At 42.4% G+C, this 20,320-nt stretch carries 15 protein-coding genes and 1 pseudogene; 14 read left to right on the top strand and 2 right to left on the bottom strand.

The features are described from left to right. Positions 1-47 precede the first annotated feature (47 nt). Positions 48-881 carry an AraC family transcriptional regulator gene (locus RIN70_RS06550; protein WP_049518003.1) on the bottom strand — a complete coding sequence of 278 codons (834 nt, stop codon included), beginning with the start codon at positions 879-881 and terminating at the stop codon, positions 48-50. 161 nt (positions 882-1,042) lie between these two features. On the opposite strand from RIN70_RS06550, the gene RIN70_RS06545 reads away from it, so the two are divergent. From RIN70_RS06545 to RIN70_RS06500, 10 genes are all read left to right on the top strand, one after another. Continuing rightward, positions 1,043-3,205, top strand: coding sequence for an alpha-galactosidase (locus RIN70_RS06545; RefSeq protein ID WP_049518002.1), 2,163 nt, complete (start codon positions 1,043-1,045; stop codon positions 3,203-3,205). A 14-nt stretch (positions 3,206-3,219) separates the two neighbouring features. Then, a complete protein-coding gene (locus RIN70_RS06540) occupies positions 3,220-4,479 on the top strand; it encodes an extracellular solute-binding protein (protein ID WP_313790461.1) in 1,260 nt (419 codons plus the stop codon). A 13-nt stretch (positions 4,480-4,492) separates the two neighbouring features. Beyond that, entirely contained in the window at positions 4,493-5,359 is an 867-nt protein-coding gene (locus RIN70_RS06535; protein WP_021153464.1) for a carbohydrate ABC transporter permease, read from the top strand. Between the two features lie 13 nt (positions 5,360-5,372). Then, positions 5,373-6,206 carry a carbohydrate ABC transporter permease gene (locus tag RIN70_RS06530; RefSeq protein ID WP_021153463.1) on the top strand — a complete coding sequence of 278 codons (834 nt, stop codon included), beginning with the start codon at positions 5,373-5,375 and terminating at the stop codon, positions 6,204-6,206. A gap of 129 nt (positions 6,207-6,335) precedes the next feature. Continuing rightward, a complete protein-coding gene (gene gtfA / locus RIN70_RS06525) occupies positions 6,336-7,778 on the top strand; it encodes a sucrose phosphorylase (protein WP_313790460.1) in 1,443 nt (480 codons plus the stop codon). A 128-nt stretch (positions 7,779-7,906) separates the two neighbouring features. Further along, positions 7,907-10,339 carry a glycoside hydrolase family 3 N-terminal domain-containing protein gene (locus RIN70_RS06520; RefSeq protein WP_313790459.1) on the top strand — a complete coding sequence of 811 codons (2,433 nt, stop codon included), beginning with the start codon at positions 7,907-7,909 and terminating at the stop codon, positions 10,337-10,339. Between the two features lie 240 nt (positions 10,340-10,579). Then, a complete protein-coding gene (locus RIN70_RS06515) occupies positions 10,580-11,758 on the top strand; it encodes a galactokinase (RefSeq protein ID WP_371106569.1) in 1,179 nt (392 codons plus the stop codon). Positions 11,759-11,770: 12 nt separating this feature from the next. After that, positions 11,771-13,243 (top strand): UDP-glucose--hexose-1-phosphate uridylyltransferase, encoded by a 1,473-nt coding sequence (gene galT / locus RIN70_RS06510; RefSeq protein WP_049515082.1) that lies wholly within the window; start codon positions 11,771-11,773, stop codon positions 13,241-13,243. 63 nt (positions 13,244-13,306) lie between these two features. After that, positions 13,307-14,305: a UDP-glucose 4-epimerase GalE gene (galE, locus tag RIN70_RS06505; RefSeq protein WP_049517998.1), complete on the top strand. Its 999-nt coding sequence runs from the start codon at positions 13,307-13,309 to the stop codon at positions 14,303-14,305. Between the two features lie 127 nt (positions 14,306-14,432). Then, positions 14,433-15,017, top strand: a complete 585-nt coding sequence (locus RIN70_RS06500; protein WP_045759595.1) for a DUF1307 domain-containing protein — start codon at positions 14,433-14,435, stop codon at positions 15,015-15,017. 572 nt (positions 15,018-15,589) lie between these two features. Here the strand turns inward: RIN70_RS06500 and RIN70_RS06495 are convergent. Continuing rightward, the gene (locus RIN70_RS06495; protein WP_049518022.1) at positions 15,590-17,107 is read right to left on the bottom strand and encodes an ATP-binding cassette domain-containing protein; all 1,518 of its coding nucleotides are present in this window, start codon (positions 17,105-17,107) and stop codon (positions 15,590-15,592) included. Positions 17,108-17,355: 248 nt separating this feature from the next. On the opposite strand from RIN70_RS06495, the pseudogene RIN70_RS06490 reads away from it, so the two are divergent. From RIN70_RS06490 to RIN70_RS06475, 4 genes and pseudogenes are all read left to right on the top strand, one after another. Continuing rightward, positions 17,356-18,612: pseudogene (locus RIN70_RS06490) on the top strand (hypothetical protein); the annotation flags it as partial. Between the two features lie 2 nt (positions 18,613-18,614). Further along, positions 18,615-18,848: an Imm74 family immunity protein gene (locus tag RIN70_RS06485; RefSeq protein ID WP_003007814.1), complete on the top strand. Its 234-nt coding sequence runs from the start codon at positions 18,615-18,617 to the stop codon at positions 18,846-18,848. A 302-nt stretch (positions 18,849-19,150) separates the two neighbouring features. Continuing rightward, positions 19,151-19,498, top strand: a complete 348-nt coding sequence (locus RIN70_RS06480; RefSeq protein WP_003007812.1) for a barstar family protein — start codon at positions 19,151-19,153, stop codon at positions 19,496-19,498. 87 nt (positions 19,499-19,585) lie between these two features. Continuing rightward, the gene (locus RIN70_RS06475) at positions 19,586-20,320 is read left to right on the top strand and encodes a hypothetical protein (RefSeq protein WP_313790458.1); all 735 of its coding nucleotides are present in this window, start codon (positions 19,586-19,588) and stop codon (positions 20,318-20,320) included.

Genomic DNA, 20,320 nt, shown 5'->3' with positions numbered 1-20,320 from the left:
CTAGTTCCAGTATACTCTAAATGCTAGTAAAAAGAAATAAATTTTTACTAAATTTTATGTTTGCTGCGATATTGGCTAGGAGTCAGGTGACTATAGGCCTTAAAAGCCTTTGAAAAATAAAGGGGATCTGAAAAGCCAACCGAGTAAGCAACAATCTTGATGCTTTCGTCTGTATTGGTCAGTAACTGCTGGGCACGTTGCATGCGGACCGAGTGCAGGAATTCTTTGGGAGAGATCTGGTGAAACTCCTTAAAAACAGTTGTCAGATAGGAGCGATGGACATTGAGGTCATCAGCGATCTCTTGAATACTGAGATGCTCTTTTGCGTAATACGTCTCAATCACATGCTTGCAGGTCAGGTAGAGTTGATAGGTTGGAGATGGGTGGCTCCGATGGATATCGGGTGCCACTTCACTGATAAGAAATAGCAGTTCATAGATCTGAGAGAGAAGGTGGAGTTGGTAGTGCGAGGTCATCTTAGAGTCCTCTGCCTTGTGGACAAGCTGCTCCATAAACAGCCCGATCCGCTCTGTGTCCACCTCATCTTTCTTTAGAAAGCCTTTGGCATGTAAGGTTGAAAAGCGCATGAAATCACTCACCTTGGTGCCGCTAATCCCAATCCAGTAGTAGGACCAAGGATCTTCTGCGTCTGCCTGGTAGTAGGTCACCATATTTTTAGGGAGAAGGAAGAGATCCCCGGCTTCTAAATGGATTTCATTTTTATTGATGTGAAAGACACCTTTTCCCTTGGTGATAAAATGCAGAACAAAATTGTCACGGACGCTAGGTCCGAATTCGTAGTTCTTGGGGCAATCTTCGTAGCCGTAAAAATCAAGGGCTAGATCAATGGTGTCGGTTTGGTATTCTGAAAAGACTAACATAGGTAAACCTCCTACCTAACATTTTACCATATATGTCCAACAAAATTCTATTTCCGAAAGCGTTTACATCAAGTAAAATAAAGACATGCTAAAAAAGAAAGTTATTGGAACTGAAAATAAAAATACATAGTGATATTTTTTCGGGTCCAATGGAGGAAGATATGGCAATTCGTATTGAACAGAATTTGTTCTATGTAGAAAGTAAGGGACTGAGCCTGATCCTTGAAAATCGAGATGGCTACCTGATGCTTAAGCATCTGGGGCGTCCGATCCCGTCTTATCATTTTTCCAATACCGTGCATGAGAAGGATCATGCTTTCTCAGGAAATCCAACACCTGACCATCGAACCTTCAGCTTGGATACCCAGCGTCAGATCTTAGGACAGCACGGGCTTGGAGATTTTCGAAAGCCGTCTATTCAAATCCAGCATGGTGCCACAGAGGTGACGGATTTCCTCTATGTCGGAGCCAATATCTACTCTGGCAGTGTCGAGGCAACTGGTCTTCCCAATCCACATACAGTAGATAGTGCTGAAACCTTAGCCCTGGTCTTTGAAGATAATCAAGCGGCTCTTCGTTTGACCCTTTATTACACGGCTTACGAGGATCGGGCAACCATCACTAGCTTTTCAAAGATTGAAAACTGCAGTGATGAAACCGTCGTGATCCATAAGGCTCTTAGTGTGTTGGCCGATGTCCCAGCTGGTGACTACGATGTCATCACCCTTCAAGGGGCCTATGCGAGAGAAAAAACAGTCCGCCGTCAGCAAGTGGAACAAGGAATCTTCTCTATTAGCTCCAACCGTGGTGCTTCTGGACACGCCCAGACCCCAGCCCTCATCCTTGCTGACCATGAAGTGACCGAAGATGCCGGCTCTGCCCTTGCCTTCCAACTGCTCTACAGTGGAAATTTTGAAGGATTTGTTCAAAAAAATCAACTCAATGAAGTTCGGGTTGGATTGGGAATCAATCCAGAAAACTTTGCCTGGGAGTTGGCACCGAATCAGAGCTTTGATACACCGGTAGCCATGATTAGCTACTCCCATAAGGGATTGACTGGTCTCAGTCAAGAGAGTCAAGCATTTGTCCAAGATCATATCATTCCTAGCCAGTTTGCTCATAAAGAACGTCCAATTCTGATCAACAACTGGGAAGCAACCTACTTTGATTTTAAGAAAGACAAATTATTGGAGCTAGCGGATGAGGCTCAAAAAGTGGGGATCGAACTCTTTGTTCTTGATGATGGCTGGTTTGGCAATCGTTATGATGACAATCGGGCCCTTGGTGACTGGACTGTCAATGAAGAAAAATTAGGAGGAAGCCTAGCAGAATTGATCCAAGGCATCCATGACAAGGGACTTCAATTTGGCCTTTGGGTGGAGCCAGAAATGATTTCTGTTGATAGCGACCTCTACCGTGCTCATCCAGACTGGGCTATTCAAGTCCCAGGTTACGAACACACCTATTCACGGAATCAACTAGTACTTGATTTCTCAAATAGAGAAGTGATTGCTTATATCAAGCAGGTCTTGGATGACTTACTTGGAAAGCATGAGATCGACTATATCAAATGGGATATGAATCGGAATATCACCAAACTTGGAAATGGTAAAAACTACCTTGAAACCAAGATGCAATCCCATGCGTATATCTTGGGTCTCTATGAAGTGGTTTCATACTTAACAGAGAAATACGAGAACATCCTCTTTGAGTCCTGCTCCGGAGGTGGTGGTCGCAATGACCTCGGTATGATCCGTTACTTCCCTCAGGTCTGGGCAAGTGACAATACGGATGCCATTGCCAGACTTCCGATCCAGTATGGTTCTAGCTACCTCTATCCTACCATTTCTATGGGGGCTCATGTATCAGCGGTTCCAAATCACCAGATGGGAAGGATGACACCGCTTGAAACGCGAGGTCATGTAGCTATGATGGGAAATCTGGGCTATGAATTGGATCTAACCAGTCTTCCGCAAGAAGAGTTGGATAAGATCGCAGCTCAAGTCGCTCATTACAAAACGATTCGACCACTTGTTCAATTCGGAAAACACTACCGCTTGATCAATCCAAGCCATGGTAGCAATCAAGCAGCCGTCCAGTTTACTTATCAAGACCGCACAGTTGTAACTTATGTACGAGTCTTATCAACGGTTGAGGAGATCGAGCCGACCCTGAAACTCAAAGGATTGGAAGAAGATGCGCTCTATAGCTTAAAAGGGACGGACCAAGTCTATTCAGGAGCTGAGCTCATGTATGCTGGCTTAACCGTCATTCTTCCTCAGGGAGATTTCCTCACTAAACAATATGTTTTTGTCAAAAAATAAAAGGAGACAGCCAAATGAAATGGTATAAAAAAATCGGACTTCTTGCGACTACAGGCCTAGCCTTGTTTGGGCTCGGTGCTTGCTCCAACGATGGAAAATCTGCGGATGGCACAGTGACCATCGAGTATTTCAACCAGAAAAAAGAAATGACCAAAACCTTGGAAGAAATCGCGCGTGATTTTGAAAAGGAAAATCCAAAGGTTAAGGTCAAAGTTGTCAATGTACCAAATGCTGGTGAAGTATTGAAAACACGTGTTCTCGCAGGAGATGTGCCAGATGTAGTCAATATTTACCCACAGTCCATCGAATTGCAAGAATGGGCAAAAGCGGGTGTCTTCGAAGATTTAAGCAATAAAGACTATCTCAAACGCGTGAAAAACGGCTACGCTGAAAAATATGCCGTAAATGGAAAAGTCTACAACGTTCCTTTCACAGCCAATGCTTACGGAATCTACTACAACAAAGATAAATTCGAAGAATTGGGCTTGAAGGTTCCTGAAACTTGGGACGAATTTGAACAGTTGGTAAAAGACATCGTTGCCAAAGGACAAACCCCATTTGGGATTGCAGGAGCAGAAGCTTGGACCCTCAATGGTTACAATCAATTGGCCTTTGCGACAGCAGCAGGTGGAGGAAAAGAAGCCAACCAATACCTTCGTTATTCTAAGCCAAATTCCATTAAATTGTCTGATCCGATTATGAAAGATGACATCAAGGTCATGGATATCCTTCGCATTAAAGGTTCGAAGCAAAAGAACTGGGAAGGTGCAGGTTATACAGACGTTATCGGAGCCTTCGCGCGTGGGGATGTCCTCATGACACCAAATGGATCTTGGGCTATCACCGCGATCAATGAACAAAAACCGAAATTTAAGATTGGGACTTTCATGATTCCAGGGAAAGAAAAAGGACAAAGCTTAACCGTTGGTGCGGGAGACTTAGCATGGTCTATCTCAGCTACTACCAAACATCCAAAAGAAGCCAATGCCTTTGTGGAATACATGACCCGTCCAGAAGTCATGCAAAAGTACTATGATGTGGACGGATCTCCAACAGCGATCGAAGGGGTCAAACAAGCAGGAGAGGATTCACCGCTTGCTGGGATGACCAAATATGCCTTTACGGATCGTCACTTGGTGTGGTTGCAACAATACTGGACCAGTGAAGCAGACTTCCATACCTTGACGATTTACTATGTCTTGACAGGTGATAAACAAGGAATGGTCAATGATTTGAATGCCTTCTTTAACCCGATGAAAGCGGATGTGGATTAGGAGTAGAGAGACAATGAAAAAAGTATTACAAAAATATTGGGCATGGGCTTTTGTGGTCATTCCCCTCTTATTACAAGCAATTTTCTTCTATGTGCCAATGTTCCAAGGAGCCTTTTACAGTTTTACCAACTGGACAGGTTTGACCTATAACTACAAGTTTGTCGGCTTGAACAACTTTAAGCTCCTCTTTATGGATCCAAAATTCATGAATGCTATTGGCTTTACTGCAATCATCACGATTGCTATGGTAGTTGGTGAGATTGCCCTTGGGATCTTCATTGCGCGTGTCTTGAACTCTAAGATCAAAGGCCAAACCTTCTTCCGTGCTTGGTTCTTCTTCCCAGCAGTTTTGTCTGGTTTGACAGTGGCTCTGATTTTCAAACAAGTCTTCAACTACGGTCTTCCAGCAATTGGGAATGCCCTTCATATCGAGTTTCTTCAAACCAGTCTTTTAGGGACTAAGTGGGGAGCGATCTTCGCGGCTGTCTTTGTCCTTCTTTGGCAAGGAGTAGCTATGCCCATCATTATCTTCCTAGCTGGTCTGCAATCTATCCCATCTGAAATTACAGAAGCAGCAAGAATCGATGGTGCGACTAGCAAGCAAGTCTTCTGGAATGTTGAATTGCCTTACTTGCTACCAAGTGTCTCTATGGTCTTTATCCTAGCCCTAAAAGGTGGGCTTACCGCCTTTGACCAAGTCTTTGCCATGACTGGTGGGGGTCCAAACAATGCCACAACCTCCCTTGGGCTCTTGGTTTATAATTACGCCTTTAAAAACAACCAATTCGGTTATGCCAATGCCATTGCCGTAATCTTGTTCTTCTTGATTGTAGTGATTTCGATCATCCAATTGAGAGTATCTAAGAAATTTGAAATTTAAGAGGAGAAGCACGATGAAACAAGATGAAAGAAAAGCCTTGATTGGCAAATACATTCTATTGATTCTAGGATCGGTTCTGATTTTAGTGCCGCTCCTTGCCACCCTCTTTAGTTCCTTCAAACCTACCAAAGATATTGTAGATAATTTCTTTGGATTCCCGACGAATTTCACATGGGACAACTTTAGCCGACTTTTGGCTGATGGAATCGGAGGCTATTATTGGAACTCTGTCGTCATCACTGTCTTGTCTTTACTTGCAGTAATGATCTTTATCCCCATGGCAGCCTACTCCATCGCACGCAATATGAGTAAGAGAAAAGCCTTTACTATCATGTACACTCTCTTGATTCTTGGGATTTTCGTACCTTTCCAAGTTATCATGATTCCGATTACGGTTATGATGAGTAAACTCGGTTTGGCTAACACCTTTGGTTTGATCTTGCTCTACTTGACCTATGCGATTCCACAGACCCTCTTCCTCTATGTCGGCTATATCAAAATCTCTATCCCAGAAAGTTTGGATGAAGCAGCAGAGATCGATGGGGCTAATAAGTTTACAACCTATTTCCGCATCATCTTCCCAATGATGAAACCCATGCATGCGACAACCATGATCATCAATGCTCTTTGGTTCTGGAATGACTTCATGTTGCCACTCCTTGTCTTGAACCGGGATTCCAAAATGTGGACCTTACCTTTGTTCCAATACAACTATGCAGGCCAATATTTCAACGACTACGGACCAAGCTTTGCTTCCTACGTTGTCGGCATTATCAGTATCACCATTGTCTATCTCTTCTTCCAACGCCATATCATCGCAGGAATGAGCAACGGCGCAGTGAAATAAGATACAAAGGGACGATTCAGCTTGCTGATTTCAATCGTATCCTAAGAAGCAATTCTTAAAGTTTATAAACTCAAGAAAGCCAGGTCTCCTAAGACTTGGCTTTCAAAAAAAAAAGAAAAGGAAGCCATTATGCCAATTCAAAACAAAACCATGTTAATTACTTACTCAGATAGCTTGGGAAATAACCTGAAGGATCTCTATGAAAATCTGGAGAAGCACTTTGGGGATGCAGTAGGTGGGGTTCACCTCTTGCCATTTTTCCCTTCAACTGGTGACCGTGGCTTTGCGCCTGTGGACTATGACCAAGTGGATCCAGCCTTTGGAGATTGGGAAGATGTCAAACGCTTGGGCGACAAGTACTATCTTATGTTTGACTTTATGATCAATCACATTTCTCGTCAATCTAAATACTACAAGGACTACCAAGAAAAGCACGACCAAAGTGCCTACAAGGATCTCTTTCTCAACTGGGATAAGTTCTGGCCGGAGAATCGTCCTACTCAAGCAGATATAGATTTGATTTATAAGCGCAAAGACCGAGCTCCCAAGCAAGCCATCACTTTTGCGGATGGGACGACTGAGCATCTCTGGAATACTTTCGGGGAAGAGCAGATTGACCTAGACGTGACCAAGGACGTGACCATGGACTTTATTCGCAAGACCATCGAACACCTGGCGAGCAATGGCTGTGACCTCATTCGTTTGGACGCCTTTGCCTATGCGGTGAAGAAATTGGACACCAATGATTTCTTCGTGGAGCCAGACATTTGGGATTTGTTGGATAAGGTGCGCGATATGGCGGCAGGCTACGGTGCTGAGCTTCTTCCAGAGATTCATGAGCACTATTCCATCCAATTTAAGATTGCCGATCACGACTATTATGTCTATGACTTCGCACTTCCAATGGTAACCCTCTATACCCTCTATAGTTCAAAAGTGGAGCGTCTTGCCAAGTGGTTGAAGATGAGTCCGATGAAGCAATTCACGACGCTCGATACCCATGATGGGATTGGGGTGGTCGATGTCAAGGATATCTTGACGGATGAAGAGATTGACTATGCTTCAAATGAACTTTATAAGGTAGGAGCAAATGTTAAACGCAAATATTCAACAGCAGAGTACAACAACTTGGATATCTACCAAATCAATTCGACTTACTATTCAGCGCTTGGAGATGATGATCGTAAGTACTTCCTAGCCCGTTTAATTCAAGCCTTTGCACCAGGTATTCCACAGGTTTATTATGTTGGATTCCTAGCTGGGAAGAATGATTTGGAACTCTTAGAAAACACCAAAGAAGGCCGCAATATCAACCGTCATTACTACAGCAATGAAGAAATCGCTAAAGAAGTAGAGCGTCCAGTCGTGCAATCCCTTCTCAAACTCTTTAGCTTCCGGAATAACTCGAAAGCTTTTGATCTAGAAGGAAGCATTGAGGTGGAAACACCAGATGATCATACCATTGTCATCACGCGCCAAAATAAAGACCAAACTGTCACAGCAGTAGCCCGAATTGATCTTGCTGAGGGCACTTACCAAGTGACAGAAAATGGTCAAGAAATGGTGTTTTAAAAAAATATGAACGAACTAAAGGATAAGTAAAAAAATGCTTATCCTATTTTTTTATTTTAGATATTGTAACCGTTTACAAAACTATAAAACAATGGTACAATATCTATTGAAAGAAAGGAGGTCGCTTTATGAAAAAAATCATTTATCCATCTGCGGCCCTATTAACGGCTTTTGCTCTATTATCCGTTCAAACAGCAAAAGCAGACACAGCTCAAGCGTCGGATCAAGCTAATGAACCGGCAGCAACAGTAGAAGAGGTGGTGGCTTCTCCAACGCCAGAAAGCACCACAGAAAATCAGGGAGAAGTGTCCGAAACGCCGACTTCAACAGATCGTGCAGCTGTCCCTGCTGCTTCTCCAACGGTAACTTCAACAGAGACGGCATCTCCTGAAGTGGAAAAACTGATTGAAAACATGCCACTCAAGCAAAAAGTGACTCAAATGATCATGCCGGACTTCCGTAAGTGGCAGGAGGCCAATCAGGAGTCGCCACAGGATCTCACCAAGGTCAATGCTGAAGTAGCAGATGCGATTGATAAATATGATTTTGGAGGCGTCATTCTTTTTGCTGAAAACGTCAAAGAAACCAAGCAAACTCTGGCTCTGACGCAAGATATGCAAAAGGCAGCGATCGAAAACAAGGCCAATAACGGGAAGATTCCGCTATTGTTAGCCATCGACCAAGAAGGGGGGATCGTCTACCGCTTGGGTACGGGTACAGCCCTTCCTGGTAATATGGCCATTGGGGCTACCAATGATCCCAAACTAGCGAAAGAAGCCGGTCAAATCATCGGTCGAGAGCTTTCTGCGCTAGGCTTGAATGTGGACTTCGCTCCAGTTCTAGATACTAATAACAATCCTCAAAATCCTGTGATTGGGCTTCGTTCCTTCTCATCTGACCCAAATCGGGTTGCCTACTTGGGTATTCCGATGATGAAGGGCATTCAGGACTACAATGTAGCTGTGGCAGCCAAGCATTTCCCAGGTCATGGAGATACAGCGGTCGATTCCCATACGGGTTTGCCATTGGTGGATAAATCTCTTGCTGAGCTTGAAAAATTGGAACTCCTTCCATTCAAAAAAGCTATGGATGAAGGGGTCGACCTCTTGATGACGGCTCATATCCAATACCCGCAGATTGAAAAAGATCAGGTCGTGTCAAAAGAAACGGGTGAGAAAATCTATGTTCCAGCGACACTTTCAGATGATATTTTAACGGGCTTGGTACGGAAGAAATACGGCTATAAGGGCGTGATTGTCTCCGATGCCATGGGAATGGATGCTATTGCTAAGAACTTCGGTGAGGTGGAAGCCGTGAAGATGGCCATCAAAGCCGGAGTTGATCTGGTCTTGATGCCAACGACCCTTCGCAGCAAAGCCGATTTGACCAAGATTGATACCATCGTCAATGCAGTGGTAGATGCGGTCCAAACCGGTGACATCTCAGAAGAACGCTTAAATGAGTCGGTTCGTCGGATCCTGACCCTCAAAGAAAAACGTGGGGTCCTGAATTTTGATCCAAGTGCTCGGACAGCTGAAAAAGCAGAGGAAGCAGTCGGATCTAGCCTCAACCGTGACTTGGAACGCAAGATTGCAGCAGCAGCGGTGACGGTTGTAAAAAATGAAGACAATACCTTGCCATTTAAGGTGCAAACAGGGGACCATGTCTTACTACTCGGAGCTTTTGAAAATGAAGTCCCAGGACTAAATTTGGGCATGCGTCGCTTAATCGCGGATGGAGTGCTTCCAAAAGATACCTCCTTTGTGGCCAAGAACTTCACTAAGGAATCCACCCTTGATAGTCTAAAAGAAGACCTTGAAAAAGCCACCCATATCGTAGTGATTTCAGAGATCGGTTATGAAGGGCAACTGGATAAAGATTTCTGGCGGACCAAGATTCCAACAGAAATCGTCAATTATGCCAATACCAACCATAAGAAGGCAGCTGTCCTTTCTATCTCTAAACCTTATGATGTAGCCAACTATCCCGCAGCCAAAGCCATTTTAGCAGTCTATGGAAATAAGGGAATGGATCCAACGGAATCCCTCAAACCAGACAATGCATTTGGTCCTAATATTCCTGCAGGAGTGGAAGTCATCTTCAATGGCAAGGAACATCTAGGTACCTTACCGGTTGATATTCCAAAAATTGTAGACGGAAAAATGTCGGAAACAGAGTATGCCTACCGCATTGGTCATGGTCTTTTCTATCCAGCACCTGCTCCATTGCCAACACCAGAAGTCCAAGATCCAACTTCACCAGGCCAAGATCCAACTTCACCAGTCCAAGAACCAACCCATCAGACACAACCAGTAGAGGTTGGTAACACAGGAACTCAGGTCCTTGTTAGCAAGCAAGAAAAAGCTAGCACTCTTGATCGTCCACAAGTTATTCCGATCGCTGTGAAACAAGCCACTGATCAGGCTCCTGCAAGTGTTTCAGCAAGTCCTGCATCATCGGTATTGCCAAAAACCGGTCAAACAGGGAACCTCCTCTCCCTCATGGGCATCAGCCTCTTAACTTTCCTTGGATCTTTTGTCTATCCAAGAAAGAAACACTAAAGGATTCAGAATCTCAATTGGGTGATTTCCCAATTGAGATTTTTTGGTAAAAGTTTACTAAAATTAACTCGAGATGGCAATGATGGAATAGAAGTTGTAATCGGAGGAAAACCCTTTGTTATCGCCTTTCTGGGCATAAAATAAAAAATTAATAAAATTTTACTAAAAACACTTGAAGTTTTACTTGCGATCAGATATAATACAAGTATAAAAACGTTTACAAAACTAAAGGAGTTTCTCATGACGACAACAATCACATCTCAAGATTTACAAGCAAAATTCCAGGCTGTCTTTGGGGGAAAGGCTGACCACACTTTCTTTTCACCAGGACGGATTAATCTGATCGGTGAACACACGGACTATAATGGTGGGCATGTCTTCCCAGCAGCCATTACACTTGGTACCTACGGGGCTGCAAGAAAGCGTGAGGATAAGGTCTTGCGTTTCTTCTCAGGAAACTTTGAAGACAAGGGGATCATTGAAGTTCCGCTTGAAAATCTCCACTTTGAAAAAGAGCACAACTGGACCAACTATCCAAAAGGCGTGCTCCACTTCTTGCAAGAAGCTGGTCATGTCATTGATAGCGGTATGGATGTCTATGTCTACGGCAATATTCCAAATGGATCCGGTCTTTCTTCTTCAGCATCGCTTGAGCTCTTGATTGGCGTCATCGCTGAGAAACTATATGATCTTCACTTAGATCGTCTAGATCTGGTCAAGATCGGGAAACAAACTGAAAATCACTTCATCGGAGTCAACTCTGGGATCATGGACCAATTTGCCATCGGTATGGGAGCTGACCAACGAGCTATTTATCTCGATACCAACACCCTAGAGTATGATTTGGTACCGCTGGACCTCAAAGACAATGTCGTAGTCATCATGAATACCAACAAACGCCGGGAATTAGCGGATTCAAAATACAATGAACGTCGTTCAGAATGCGAAACCGCCGTTTCTGAACTCCAAGAAAAATTGGATATCCAAACCTTAGGAGAATTGGATCTCTGGTCTTTTGATGCCTACAGCTACTTGATCAAGGATGAAAATCGCATCAAACGGGCTCGTCATGCTGTACTTGAAAACCAACGGACCCTCCAAGCTCGTAAGGCCCTTGAAGCAGGGGATTTGGAAGGCTTTGGCCGTCTCATGAATGCTTCCCACGTATCCTTGGAACATGACTACGAAGTGACAGGTCTAGAATTGGATACCTTGGTGCATACAGCCTGGGAACAAGAAGGAGTGCTTGGTGCTCGTATGACGGGAGCAGGCTTTGGTGGTTGCGCCATCGCCCTTGTCAACAAAGATAAGGTTGAAGCATTTAAAGAAGTTGTCGGCAAACGCTATGAGGAAGTCGTTGGCTATGCGCCAAGCTTCTACATTGCAGAGGTTGCGGCGGGGACACGGGTACTTGATTAAAAAGGAGATAGGATGACAGAACTGGTATTAGATGCATTTGTCACAGCCGTCATTGCGGCGAGTGACTACGAAGAGATGGATCGGATTTATCTAAAAAATCGCATCATGAGTCGCATTGGAGAAGAAGGGCTAGACGCCCCAGCTCAAAAAGAAGAGTTGATCGCACTCAAAGATCAGCTGGTAGAGATCGCTGTTGCAAATAGCAAGATCCAGGATAGTATGGCCGCAAAAGACAGTTTGGGTGCGGAGTTGATGGATTGGATCACCCCTAGTCCTAGTCAAGTCAACCATCGCTTTTGGGAGACCTACCGTCAGTCCAAGGAAGACGCGATTGCGGATTTCTATGCCCTCTCTAAGCGCAATGATTACATCAAGGTCAAAGCCATTGCGCAAAATATTGCCTTTGAGACACAAACTCCCTACGGTTCTCTTGAAATCACCATCAATCTGTCAAAACCTGAAAAAGATCCTAAAGACATTGCAGCGGCCAAGCTTGCCAAAGCCAGTCATTATCCAGCCTGCCAATTGTGCTTTGAAAATGAAGGCTATCAAGGTCGCCTAGACCATCCAGCCCGGGCCAATCATCGGATTATCCGTTTTGACATGGACGGTCATGACTGGGGCTTTCAGTATTCCCCTTATGCCTACTTCAATGAACACTGCATTTTCCTCGATAGCCAGCATGTTCCTATGGCCATTAGTCGCAAGACCTTTGAGCGACTCTTGACCATTGTCGAGACTTTCCCAGGCTATTTTGCAGGGTCCAATGCAGACCTGCCCATTGTAGGGGGATCCATCCTGACTCATGACCATTACCAAGGCGGACGCCATACCTTCCCTATGGAGCTAGCTCCTGTTGAGGAAAGCTTTAGCGTTGAGGGATTTGAGGCTGTATCGGTAGGAATTGTCAATTGGCCCATGTCGGTTCTCCGCTTGCAATCGGACAACAAGGCGCAATTGATTGACCTGGCAGACCATATCCTCACAGCCTGGCGAGGCTACTCGGATCCAGCCGTTCAAGTCTTAGCAGCATCCGACGGTCAGCCCCACCATACCATTACCCCCATTGCACGGATTCGTGATGGGCATTATGAATTGGACTTGGTGCTCCGTGACAACCAAACCTCACCAGAGCATCCAGATGGCATTTATCACCCACATGCGGATGTGCAACACATCAAAAAAGAAAATATCGGCCTGATCGAAGTCATGGGCTTGGCCATTTTGCCACCTCGCCTCAAGGAAGAGCTCAAGCAGGTTCAAGACTATTTGATTGGACGTGAGAATACTGTGGCGACCTACCACCAGCCTTGGGCAGATGATTTGAAAGCCACTCACCCAGCCATCACAGACGAAGCAGAGGCAGAAGCCCTTGTCCGTGAATCAGTTGGCCAGATCTTTGCGCGTGTGCTCGAAGATGCTGGTGTCTACAAGAGAACAGCAGAAGGACAAGCTGCCTTTAGACGCTTTGTTGCGACACTTTAAGTGTGGAGAAGTGGCAGAAATTTGGTACAATAAGAGAGAAGACAAGAAGCGAAAGGAAAACAAATGGCAATACTCGTACTCGGAGGAGCTGGCTATATCGGTTCCCACATGGTGGACCGTTTGGTCAATGAAGGACAGGAAAAAGTCGTCGTGGTCGATAGCCTGGTCACAGGCCACCGTGCAGCGGTGCATCCAGATGCCGTCTTTTACCAAGGAGACCTGGCGGATCAAGACTTTATGCGCACTGTTTTTAAGGAACATGCAGATATCGATGCGGTCATCCACTTTGCTGCCTACTCACTGGTCGCTGAATCCATGGCCGATCCATTGAAATATTTTGATAACAATACAGCTGGCATGGTCAAGCTCTTGGAAGTCATGCATGAATGTGGAGTGCACTACATCGTCTTTTCTTCAACTGCTGCCACCTACGGCATTCCAGAAGAAATTCCGATTCTTGAAACCACTCCACAAAAACCAATCAATCCTTATGGCGAAAGCAAGCTCATGATGGAAACCATTATGCGCTGGGCCGATCAAGCCTACGGGATCAAGTACGTGCCCCTTCGTTACTTTAATGTTGCGGGTGCTAAGCCAGATGGATCCATCGGAGAAGACCATGGACCAGAGACCCATCTCTTGCCGATCGTCTTACAAGTAGCCCAAGGCAAACGCGAGAAGATCTCTATTTTTGGAGATGACTACAAGACACCAGATGGGACCAATGTTCGGGACTACGTCCATCCATTTGACTTGGCAGATGCCCATCTTTTAGCAGTGGAGTATCTGCGTAATGGCAACCCTTCTACCGCCTTTAATCTGGGCTCATCGACAGGATTCTCTAATCTTCAAATCGTTGAAGCGGCCCGCAAGGTGACGGGTCATCCGATCCCACTTGAGCTGGCCGATCGCAGACCAGGAGATCCAGATACCCTGATCGCATCCTCTGAGAAGGCGCGTGCCATCCTCGGCTGGCAACCCAAATTTGACAATATCGAAACCATCATCCAAACAGCCTGGGCTTGGCATTCCAGCCACCCAGATGGCTACAATGATCGATAAGGAGGGACTGCGGACATCATTTTTGAGACTTTTCTAATAACATTTAAAACGACAGTTGATCTTGCTAAATGACTCGTTTCAAACGTCAGTCATTTCCTTAACCATCATAAAAAGTGAGGTATTCAAAATGAATAAAACCACAAAAATGTTAGCCGTCTTCTTGACAGCGGGTCTTCTTTTAGCTGGTTGCGCACAAAAAGAGACTACAAAATCTACTAGTCCATCGTCTACTAAAGCAACTAGTAAAGCAACAAGCAAATCATCCGCTAAAGAGAAGACAAAAGAGTCATCAACTGATGAAAGCAAAAAAGAAGATGCACTAGCAGGTGCACAAAAAACCGTTCTCGAAACGAGTGATGAAGCAGGTAAGTCAACTATTACATTGTATTACAAGGGAGATACCTTGTTATTACAAGAAAAAGTTGATGATTACGACGTCTCAAAAGTGCCTGGTGAGAACCCTCTTGAAACCATGAAAGAAGCCGTCGCTAAGAGCCAAGAAAAATTCAAAGATCTGATGGGACATGGATTTGAACTAACATCAGAATACAAAGACGGAATCTTTTATATCCGCAATACCATTGATTACACAAAAATCGATTTTAATAAATTAAAAGAAATCGTCCCAGGATTTAATCCCCTAGATGACAAAACAGTTAGTTATTCAGTAACGAAAGACAGTCTTATCAAAGGCGGAATGGTAGAAAAATAAACAAAATGGAGAGCAGCTCAGTTTGCTGCTCTCTTTTTGTTTTAGTATGAATTCATGGGCATATTTTGTAGAATAGGATTTAAGGAAAAGAGTATTTAAATGAGTGATATCTTTTTAGAGAGTGCAAATCATGATTTGCATTTGTATGAATAAAATCTTTAGTTGAGTGATTACAGTTAAGAAGTCCACTGACGAGTAGGAAGTATTGAGAAGATCAATCCAGTTTACTTATGCACTGATCAAACGATTCATCCCTTTTGAAATTAAAGATGTAATAGAAGGGGTTGGAAGAAATACAATTAAATATAAAAAAGAGGCTGGGACAAAAGTCCTAGCCTCTCAATTGTTTTTGGATTGTCGAGCAAGACGCAGTGGTTGAGTGGGCTCTACTACGCTGATTTCATCAGCTTTTACAGCCCTACTCAACTGTGCGGAGGTAGGACGACGAAATCGATTTCTAACGAATTACCGATTTCTGTCCCACTCTCTTTTTGAGGTTAAGATGACCTCAATCTATCTGTGCCTGATGATGTATTGATCATGGTAAAACAAATCTTCGTGAGAAAGCAAGTCTACTCATTTTTTTGAATGATTAGTTCTCCAGATCTAATTTCCCAGACCTGGTCAAAGTTCTTCAGTGCTTCATTCTGTCGGTGTAAAGTAATGATGACAGCACACGGTAAGTCTAGTACTTTTTTCAATTCTGCCTCGAACTGATGAGCATCCAAGGCTGAAAAAGGTTCATCCATAATAACTAATGGACTCTGGCGGTTTTTTTCTCGATTGAGGTACATACGTTGTTGTTGACCACCTGACAGGGATTGAGGAGGTGTTGCTTCGAATTCCGCATCCTTAAACTCTGCGGGGAAAGTATTGAATAGCGTAACATTATTTTCATAACTAGAGATGAAGCTATGCTCTTGTTGCAAGATCAGGCCAAATCTTCCCCAAAGCTGATTTAGAGGAAGATCATTCAGCAAGATCTCGCCTTGGAAATCCTCATCCGTACCATTTAAAATATTGAGCAGGCTACTCTTACCTGATCCGTTCTCTCCTATGAGGGCAATCTTATCTCCTTTGTGAATGGTGGCAAAAGAAATCTTCAATGTTGATTCCCCAAGTTGTTTAGAAAGATTCTTCAATGTGATCGTTTCAAAGGAAGGCTGTGGTGACTGAATTGAAGATGGATGCTTAACAATAGTTTGAAAGCTTTTAATTACAGGTTTTACCGACTCCAACATTTGCAGATCGTAAAGGATTTCTTGAATTGGTTCTGAGAAGGCTGTAATATAACCAAAACTTGCAACCACCTCAGGGATACCAATTTGATGATGATATAGAGAGTAAGCTAGATAGGAAAAGAGAATAAGGCTAATGAATTCAAAAGAAATACCCGTCAAGAGAATACCTGTAATTTTAGTCAAACCATACCCAAGATACTTATCCTGCAAGTTTTTGAGAGAACTTCTTTGTTGCTCTATAAAATGAGGTAGAGTAAGTTTGTTAACTAGGTGATGTCCTCGGAATAGATCCTCCAAGGTCCGATAATAATCACCTTGCTTTTCAAGATAGGTTTGTCTACGCTTCGCAGTCAATTGACCAACGATCTTTGGAATTTGAATACTGATGGCTGTTGAAATCAGTAGGATCAGTGCCACTATAGGATTGATCGTTCTGGTAATAATGATGGTATAAATCAAAATTCGTAGAATCTGCTTAAAAAAACTCATCAGTGGAGGTAGATAATCTTTTTCCAGTGAGTCAAGATCATTAGATTGATAAGAAATGTATTCTGCGACTGTTTTCTGCTTGAAATCATGGTGGGCAAGTCCTAAAAGAGATTGAAACCAATCGTTCTTTAGATTTGTCGAAAAGAGAATGGCCTGTTTCCAGTCAAGTCGCATTTGGATGTAGTTGCAAGTCAGGTAACCTATAACTGCGATGCAATAACCTGACAAAGCTATTTGATAGTGGCCACGAATTAACTCTTGTGTAAAGTATGGAAGAAGAGCCGTACAAATATTGGACAGGCCACTAAAGAGAAAATTAAAGAAAAGATACCAGCGCAAAGGCTTAAGGTATTGAAACATAGACGAAACTCCTTGATAAAGCTATAACATAAAACTGATAATGACATAACAGCCCAGTTACATTAATGAGCAAATAGGGGCATTAGTTAGAAACTTTCATTTTTGTAAAATATAACTAAATTATAGCATATGATGAAGTCAGTTTATTAATTTAGAAGAGGTTTGTCCATGTATTTCTCAAAAAAATTTGATATTAGGATGATTCTGTAGGCGTGTTAATTTAAACAAAAGAACTGCTAGCGACAGGAGATGCTGCCAGTGGAACCTACTTGCCCCCAAGTAATGGAGCTGATCTATCATGGAAGCAAACAATCTCTTTAGGATGGCAAAAACATCAAGCAATCCTAAACAAAGTGAAGAATCCGAAGGTTGAAACGTTAGAAGACAAACTCTCAAAAATGTCACATGCAGAACTGGAGGAAGAGTATGGAGGGGTGATTCAAGCCTATAAAAGATTTACGACTATGGGGCAGGGTGATGTGGTTCTCTCCAAGTGGGATATGAATGATCTCAAATTGTTATGGAAGAGATATAATGAAGTTAAGGATGATCATTTAGGGTTATCACCTTCAGAATTAGCCAAGGTGGACTCCAAATTTAAGAAACGTATCGATGCAATGGATCAAGAAGCGTTAGAAGAGGCCTACCCTGAACTTAAAACATTGATCTCCATGGCTCATGTGAATCCATATGCACAACTATTTAAATCTGAAACAGAGCGAGCTAATTATCATTACCTACTAGACCGTTATTTCTTTTTAGATAGTCAAAAAATGCTCAGTTGGCGAGATCCTGCTTTTCAAACTAAATATGATTATTATATAATTGAAGAAGGTATTGATCCTTTTACAGGTAAACCTGCTACACAGGAAGAAATCAATCGTGCAAAAAATATCAAGAAGGTGAGAGGTTTTACTGATAGCCTCCAACTAGCAATTACCTTGTATACATCTTATGTTGGATATAATCAGTACTACAATAAACCCTATACAACGTTCTTGGATGTATATAGTAAGGTAAAAGGGAAGATTCCTGTCTTCAATAGGAAACCAGTAATTCCTGTTTTTTCAAATAGATATTCAAAAATAGATTTTACTCAAACTGACTTTGATGTTGAGTTAATAAGAGGTAGATTGAAAACTGATCCAGATACGGCTTTTTTCTGGTCAGGACGAACAGATGGCATTGGAGGAATGGATGTTGCGAAAAAAATAGCAAAAAATAAAGGAGGAGTTACATTAGAATCTACGATTGATGATACGAACATTGTAATGCCTGAATGGGATTTTAATACTCCTTCAAGTGTAACAGCTTGGGAGGAAGCTTCGAATGTTTACGCAGAGCAAGTATCTGGTGAAATAAGAGCTGTAGTTGGTAGCGAACTACGACCAGGAAATATTTGGGAAAACATCGAACTACCAAGATTGAAGGCCAATCCAAATGTTACTAAGGTTACAACAATAGATCCTAAAACAGGGGTAGAAAAAATTATATTCGAGAGGTAGAAATGAAAATTACAGGAACAAGATCAACAATTACTTTTGATTTAGAGAATGGTTTCCTCTTAAAAGCACAAGGAGAATTGCTGATCAATAAAAAATTTGTTGTTTATAAAGATAGTATGACACAATGGGAGCCTCCTCATGAGAATCTTCCGATAACTCAAAGAGAAATAGAAAATATTATTAATACAGCTAAAAAAATGGAGAGCAATCAAACTATTCAATTAGACTTTGTATAATTATATTGTATTCTAAGAGAAATAAATCTCTATACAGGTGGTCAGGTTGTCTATCATGGGACCAAACTCCTAGGTGGAAGCGAAGAAGATGTTCAAACCGCAAACTTTATCGGGAACATCGTAGGAGGTTATGTGGCCTCCTCAGCAACCAGCAAGTTTAGTTTGAATCAACCTATTTTTTCAAATCGATATTCAAAAATAGATTTTACTCAAAACAGAAGACCATTATAAAACATTTTAAAAAAATAGAATAGAGGTTTGAAATCCTGAAAAATAGAATTCATTACATTACGAAACTTGAAATGCAAGATCGATTGCCTTTCAGTGGCTTTGTAGCAAATTTTGATGGGAAGCAGATCCAAAACAAAGAAGAACTATTTCGTTTTCTTGAAAAAAATGTCGGACTTCCTGATGCCAATAATTGGTCATCTATTACAGATTGGCTGACAGACTTATCATGGATAAAAGCTGAAGAATACAACTTTATTCTTGAAAATTATGATAGCTTCTTAAAAGATGACTTATCATCTAAAGACTTATTTTTAGAAATTTTGGAAGAAGATATTCTTCCTTGGTGGGAATGCGATGTTGAAAAGCATGTTGTTGGCAGTAAGGTCAAGAGTTTTCAAGTTTACATAGTAGAAAATTAAAAATAGGACAAAGTTTTAAGGAGCTACCTTAAGGTAACCACTTATGTTGGATATAATCAGTACTACAATAAACCCTATACAACGTTCTTGGATGTATATAGTAAGGTAAAAGGGAAGATTCCTGTCTTCAATAGGAAACCAGTAATTCCTGAGGTGAACCATAAGGTAGATATCAATGGTAAAACTATAACAGAAACCACGAGACCTTATGAGCGTGAACATATTTTACGAAATATAGAAGAAAGCAGGCTTGCGAGGGAGAGTTCAGGGTTTAAAGACTTTTCAACCACGAGGCTTCAGCCGGTAGTCAAGCCTCAGCCTGCACCTAAGAATTTAGATGTTGAGGGACCAGTAGTAAATAATATTCGATCTAAATATCCCGATTTGCAAACTTATGAATATAATTCATATACAAATCCTGGTCCACTAAATGATTTAAGAGGTCAGCCTAATGTTAATTTTTATGGGGGACGGTATGATGTTGAAGTTTTGAAGTCTCCTAAAATATTATACCGAACTGGCGACCAAAGCAATCCGCTAGGGCAATGGTTTACAGAATCAGCCCCACATTCTGAGATAGAAGTTAGAATAAATACGGCAGTAAAACCAATTTGGACAGATCGTTCAGGAAACTACACTGGCAGCTCTCCTTTAAATACAGTTTACGAAATAAAAATACCAGCTGGCACAACAATATACAGAGGACCTGTTGCGAGTCAAGGAGGCATCTATCAAGGTGGTTTGGAATATGAACAAATTTTTATTGAAACTCCGTGGAAAATAGAAGGTGTAGAGGTTATTAGCTCAAAACCATTAAATTAG

The organism is Streptococcus parasanguinis (assembly GCF_032163505.1).
Lineage (GTDB): Bacteria > Bacillota > Bacilli > Lactobacillales > Streptococcaceae > Streptococcus > Streptococcus parasanguinis_V.
The sequence above is the reverse complement of the archived record's forward strand: the minus strand, read 5'-3'. Positions and strand labels throughout refer to the sequence as shown.

Excerpts from the sequence above, each read along its gene's own strand:
- RIN70_RS06520 (WP_313790459.1), top strand. The coding sequence starts at position 7,907 with ATGAAAAAAATCATTTATCCATCTGCGGCCCTATTAACGGCTTTTGCT.
- RIN70_RS06545 (WP_049518002.1), top strand. The coding sequence starts at position 1,043 with ATGGCAATTCGTATTGAACAGAATTTGTTCTATGTAGAAAGTAAGGGA.
- RIN70_RS06535 (WP_021153464.1), top strand. The coding sequence starts at position 4,493 with ATGAAAAAAGTATTACAAAAATATTGGGCATGGGCTTTTGTGGTCATT.
- gtfA (WP_313790460.1), top strand. The coding sequence starts at position 6,336 with ATGCCAATTCAAAACAAAACCATGTTAATTACTTACTCAGATAGCTTG.
- RIN70_RS06495 (WP_049518022.1), bottom strand. The coding sequence starts at position 17,107 with ATGTTTCAATACCTTAAGCCTTTGCGCTGGTATCTTTTCTTTAATTTT.
- RIN70_RS06550 (WP_049518003.1), bottom strand. The coding sequence starts at position 881 with ATGTTAGTCTTTTCAGAATACCAAACCGACACCATTGATCTAGCCCTT.
- RIN70_RS06530 (WP_021153463.1), top strand. The coding sequence starts at position 5,373 with ATGAAACAAGATGAAAGAAAAGCCTTGATTGGCAAATACATTCTATTG.
- RIN70_RS06515 (WP_371106569.1), top strand. The coding sequence starts at position 10,580 with ATGACGACAACAATCACATCTCAAGATTTACAAGCAAAATTCCAGGCT.
- RIN70_RS06500 (WP_045759595.1), top strand. The coding sequence starts at position 14,433 with ATGAATAAAACCACAAAAATGTTAGCCGTCTTCTTGACAGCGGGTCTT.
- galT (WP_049515082.1), top strand. The coding sequence starts at position 11,771 with ATGACAGAACTGGTATTAGATGCATTTGTCACAGCCGTCATTGCGGCG.
- galE (WP_049517998.1), top strand. The coding sequence starts at position 13,307 with ATGGCAATACTCGTACTCGGAGGAGCTGGCTATATCGGTTCCCACATG.
- RIN70_RS06480 (WP_003007812.1), top strand. The coding sequence starts at position 19,151 with ATGCAAGATCGATTGCCTTTCAGTGGCTTTGTAGCAAATTTTGATGGG.
- RIN70_RS06485 (WP_003007814.1), top strand. The coding sequence starts at position 18,615 with ATGAAAATTACAGGAACAAGATCAACAATTACTTTTGATTTAGAGAAT.
- RIN70_RS06540 (WP_313790461.1), top strand. The coding sequence starts at position 3,220 with ATGAAATGGTATAAAAAAATCGGACTTCTTGCGACTACAGGCCTAGCC.